Origin of the sequence: Frigoribacterium sp. CFBP9030 (assembly GCF_034045195.1) — a bacterium.
Lineage (GTDB): Bacteria > Actinomycetota > Actinomycetes > Actinomycetales > Microbacteriaceae > Frigoribacterium.
Window position 1 is genome coordinate 100,359 of the sequence record NZ_JAXCWG010000010.1, and the last position, 4,439, is coordinate 104,797.

General features: G+C 70.1%; 4 protein-coding genes. 3 read left to right on the forward strand and 1 reads right to left on the reverse strand.

What is annotated here, in order from left to right; all coding sequences use genetic code 11:
- Nucleotides 1–79: 79 nt before the first annotated feature.
- Nucleotides 80–1,267, reverse strand: a complete 1,188-nt coding sequence (locus SOM13_RS11730) for a class I SAM-dependent methyltransferase (RefSeq protein WP_243215247.1) — start codon at nucleotides 1,265–1,267, stop codon at nucleotides 80–82.
- 175 nt (nucleotides 1,268–1,442) lie between these two features.
- Here SOM13_RS11730 and groES point away from each other — a divergent pair, with 175 nt between their 5' ends.
- From groES to SOM13_RS11745, 3 genes are all read left to right on the forward strand, one after another.
- On the forward strand, nucleotides 1,443–1,739 hold the full coding sequence (gene groES, locus SOM13_RS11735; RefSeq protein ID WP_192061059.1) for a co-chaperone GroES: 297 nt from the start codon (nucleotides 1,443–1,445) through the stop codon (nucleotides 1,737–1,739).
- 181 nt (nucleotides 1,740–1,920) lie between these two features.
- On the forward strand, nucleotides 1,921–2,946 hold the full coding sequence (gene rarD / locus SOM13_RS11740) for an EamA family transporter RarD (RefSeq protein WP_320479806.1): 1,026 nt from the start codon (nucleotides 1,921–1,923) through the stop codon (nucleotides 2,944–2,946).
- A gap of 108 nt (nucleotides 2,947–3,054) precedes the next feature.
- The gene (locus SOM13_RS11745) at nucleotides 3,055–4,392 is read left to right on the forward strand and encodes an ABC transporter substrate-binding protein (RefSeq protein ID WP_192061061.1); all 1,338 of its coding nucleotides are present in this window, start codon (nucleotides 3,055–3,057) and stop codon (nucleotides 4,390–4,392) included.
- Nucleotides 4,393–4,439: the final 47 nt, after the last annotated feature.

Consider the following 4,439-nt stretch of genomic DNA (forward strand, 5'->3'; position numbering starts at 1 on the left):
CTCCGGACCCGCAGGCCCGGCGCCGCGACGGAGCCCGCCGCATCCTCGGGTGCGCCGGCCTCCGTCGTCGTGGCGGGGGTCAGGCGCGTTCGCAGAGCAGCGCCGTGTGCCGCCCGGCGACCCTGGTCAGCACGAGCGTGGCCGACCCCGAACCCTGCAGCGAGAGGCGCTTGCGGAACGTGGCGGGGTCGACGTCGACTCCCCGCTTCTTGATCTCGAGGCGGCCGATGCCCCGCGTCCGCAGCTCGCGCTTGAGGGTCCGCTCGTCGAGGGGGAACGTCTCGATCACCCGGAAGCCCTGGGCGAACGGGGTCTCGATCCGCTGGTCGGTCGTCAGCCAGGCGATGTCGCGGCTGATCATGCGGGCGTCGATCGAGCGGGCCAGGTCGCCGATCAGACGCGCGCGGATCACGGCGCCGTCGGGTTCGTACAGCCATTCGCCGAGATCGCCCACCTCGACGTCGTCCGAGTCGGCGGGCGCCGTCAGCTCCGCCGCCCCGGAGGCGCTGATCACCAGGGCGGACCGGCCCACCCCGGCCCGTGCGAGCGGTCCGAACCAGACCCCGGCCTCGACCACGTCGCGATCGACCGAGATCCACTGGCACTCGGCGTCGCGGGGCAGGAGGTCGCGGTCGATCCCCGGTCCGAGCTTCACGCCCGTCGGCAGGCGTTCGGCGAAGGCGAACGCGACGTCGAGCGACGGCGACCAGTCGGCGGGGTCGGCGATCCGCTTCGTGGCGCTGTGCCCGCCGGTGCGGCGCGCCGGGTCGAGGAACACCCCCTGCACATCGGTCAGGTCGGTCGTCTCGGCGTCGCCCTGACGGACTCGCGACGACGACCACGGGGACAGGTTGTACGACGCCACGGCGGCGGTCACCTCGTCGCGGTCGACGGCCAGCACGTCGAGGTCGAGGGCCGCGAAGGCCAGGGCGTCGCCGCCGATGCCGCAGCCGAGGTCGGCGACGCTGGTGAGTCCGGCCGAGCGGTAGCGGTCGGCATGGCGGGCGGCGACGCCGAGGCGCGTGGCCTGCTCGAGACCGGCCTCGGTGAAGAGCATGCGACTGGCGAACTCGCCGAACTTCCCCTCCGCCTTGCTGCGGAGGCGCGCCTGGGTCAGCACGGCCGACACGCGCTCGGCGGGGTGGCCCTGCTTCCGCAGCGCGGCGACCGACGACACGACGTCGTCGGAGGCCCGCCACGGGGGGAGGGAGTCGAGCAGCCGCAGCCCCTCGGGAGAGAGGACTTCGAGCAGCTCCGACGCATCCATGTCGTCCAGTCTCACGCATCCGCCGAGGTCCGGGGCCCGGGGTCGACGAGACCGACGCGCATCACTGGCACTCGGATTGACCGAGTGCCAGTGACGCCCTACAGTTGTTTCTGGCACTCGCACGTGGCAAGTGCCAACCCACGTTTTTCGAAGTTCCGAGAAAGTAGAGGCAACCGTGTCGGTCTCCATCAAGCCGCTCGAAGATCGCATCGTCATCCAGCAGGTCGAAGCCGAGCAGACCACGGCTTCCGGCCTTGTGATCCCCGACACCGCGAAAGAGAAGCCCCAAGAGGGCGACGTCGTCGCCGTCGGTCCGGGTCGCATCGACGACAACGGCAACCGTGTGCCGCTCGACGTCGCCGTCGGCGACAAGGTCATCTACAGCAAGTACGGCGGAACCGAGGTCAAGTACGGCGGAGAGGACTTCCTCGTCCTCTCGGCTCGCGACGTCCTCGCCGTCGTCGTCCGCTAGTCGTTCGACACAGCTCCACGAGAACCCCTGCTTCGGCGGGGGTTCTCGTCGTTGAGGGGGACCGCAGGAGGCGCGGGTCGCCTCCTCCACAGGTCGCGCCTCCCGAGACCGGCGGTCGGACGCGCCACCCTGTCGGAGGTGGACGTGTCGCGGTGTCGGTCGCCCGGCCTACAGTCGTGACGTGACCACCAGCCGCCCCCGCGCCTCCTCGGCTCCCGCCGCCCCGCTCGTCTCCGAGACGCAGGGCGGCGGCTCGCCCGGTGCCGCCGGCGGGGCCGCCCGATCCGGGCTCGCGTTCGCGGTCGGCGCCTACGGTCTCTGGGGCGTCCTGCCCGTGTTCTTCCTGCTGATGTCGCCGTCGGGGCCGTTCGAGATCGTCGCCTGGCGCATCGTCTTCTCGCTCGTGTTCTGCCTCGCGCTGCTCGCCGCGACCAGGGGCTTCCCCGCATTCGTCCGCCTGCTGCGGCAGCCCCGCCTCGTCGCGACCATGGGGCTCGCCGGCGTCTTCATCGTCGTCAACTGGACGGTCTTCATCACCGCCGCCCTCGCCGGGCACGTCGTCGAGGCCGCTCTGGGGTACTTCATCAACCCGATCGTGACCGTGCTGCTGGCCGTCGTCGTCCTGCGCGAGCGGTTGCGCCCCGCGCAGTGGGCGGCCGTCGCCCTCAGCGGCGTCGCCGTGCTGGTCATCGCGATCGGCACCGGCGACGTGCCGTGGGTGTCGCTCGTGCTCGCGTCCTCGTTCGGTCTCTACGGTCTCGTCAAGAAGCAGGTCGGCGGGCGGGTCGACGCCGTCGGCGGTCTCACGCTCGAGACGATGCTGATGACCCCGGTGGCCGGGGCGGCGCTCGTCGTCATGGCCGTCACGGGGGTGGGCGGCGGGGTCGTCTTCGGCTCCGTCTCGGTCGTCCACACCCTGACCGTGATCAGCTCGGGCGTCGTCACCGCGGTGCCGCTGCTCCTCTTCGCCGCCGCCGCGCGTCGTCTCCCTCTGGCCACGATCGGTCTCACGCAGTACCTCGCACCGGTGCTGCAGCTGATCGTCGGCGTGGTGCTGCTGCACGAAGAGATGCCGGTCACCCGCTGGATCGGCTTCGCGATCGTCTGGGTCGCGCTCATCGTGCTCTCCACCGACGCGGTGCGATCGTCGCGGCGGAATCGCGGTATTGAGCGCAAGTCACGAATTGCTAACGAAACGGTCCAGTGACGACCAGAACACACGCCAGAAACAATCCAGCCCTAGTTTCTACTCAATCGCGAGGACCGTCTGCCTAGTGTCGGTCCGGCTCTCCGCGCTTCACGAAAGGGACTACGGATGATCCGATCCACCAAAGGCCTGAAGGCTCTGGCGCTCGCAGGGGCCGCCTCCGTCTTGCTGGCCGCCTGTTCGTCGACGTCGTCGACTCCGGAGGACGGCGCGTCGTCGTCGCCTTCGGCTTCGCAGAAGGCCGACCCCGCAGCATCGTGCGAGGCTCCCAGCAGCCCCGGACAGGACGCGCTCCGCATCGGCACGATCCTGCCGAACACGGGAACCCTCGCCTACCTCGCTCCGCCCGCCGAGGCCGGCATCGGTCTCGCCGTCGAGGACATCAACGCCGCCGGTGGCGTGCTCGACCAGGACGTCACGGTCGAACCCCGCACCGACTCCGGCGACAGCAACGACCTCACCGTCTCGAGTGCCGCAGCGACGCAGCTCATCGACGCGAAGGTCCCGGTCGCGATCGGCGCCGAGTCGTCCAGCGTCACGCTGAACGTCATCGACCAGCTGACCGCCGCCTGCATCGTCGAGATCTCGCCTGCCAACACGGCGTCCTCGCTCAGCGGCTACTCGTCGTACTACTTCCGCACCGCGCCGCCGGACTCCGTCCAGGGGTCGGCGCTCGGCACCCAGATCGTCAACGACGGTCGCGCCAACGTCGCGTTCCTCGTCTTCAACGACACCTACGGCACCGGTCTCCGCGACTCCGTGCAGGAGTCCGTCGAGGCCTCGGGCGGCACCGTCGTCTACGGCGGCACCGGCGAAGGCCAGGAGTTCCCTCCCGGTCAGACCACCTTCTCGTCCGAGGTGACGGCGGCCCTGGCCACCGACCCCGACGCGATCGTGATCCTCGCGTTCGACGAGACCAAGTCGATCGTCCCCGAGCTCGTCGCCCAGGGTGCGGACATGACCAGCATCTACATGTCCGACGGCAACACGGCCGACTACAGCGAGGACTTCGACCCGGGCACCCTCGAGGGCGCCCAGGGCACCATCCCCGGTGCGTTCCCGTCGTCCGACCTGCAGGAGCGCTTCAACACCTACTACCAGGAGAGCGCGGGCTCGGCGCTGACCGACTACTCGTACGCACAGGAGTCGTACGACGCCACCATGCTCGCCGCGCTCGCCGCGGTGAAGGGCGGCGGAACGGACTCCGGCACCATCCAGGCCAACATGGCCGCGGTGTCGGGTGCTGACGGCGGTACCGAGTGCTCGACCTTCGCCGACTGCAAGACGGCGATCGAGGCCGGCGACGACATCTCCTACACCGGCCCCTCGGGCATCGGAGCATTCGACGACCAGAACGACCCGTCGAGCGCCTTCATCGGCATCTACAAGTTCGACGGCGACAACAAGATCGTCTACCAGACGGCGGTCGAGGGCACGGTCCAGTAACTCGGTCCCCCTCTTCTGCGGAGGCCCCGGCGCGTATGCGCCGGGGC

Excerpts from the sequence above, each read along its gene's own strand:
- SOM13_RS11745 (WP_192061061.1), top strand. The coding sequence starts at position 3,055 with ATGATCCGATCCACCAAAGGCCTGAAGGCTCTGGCGCTCGCAGGGGCC.
- SOM13_RS11730 (WP_243215247.1), bottom strand. The coding sequence starts at position 1,267 with ATGGATGCGTCGGAGCTGCTCGAAGTCCTCTCTCCCGAGGGGCTGCGG.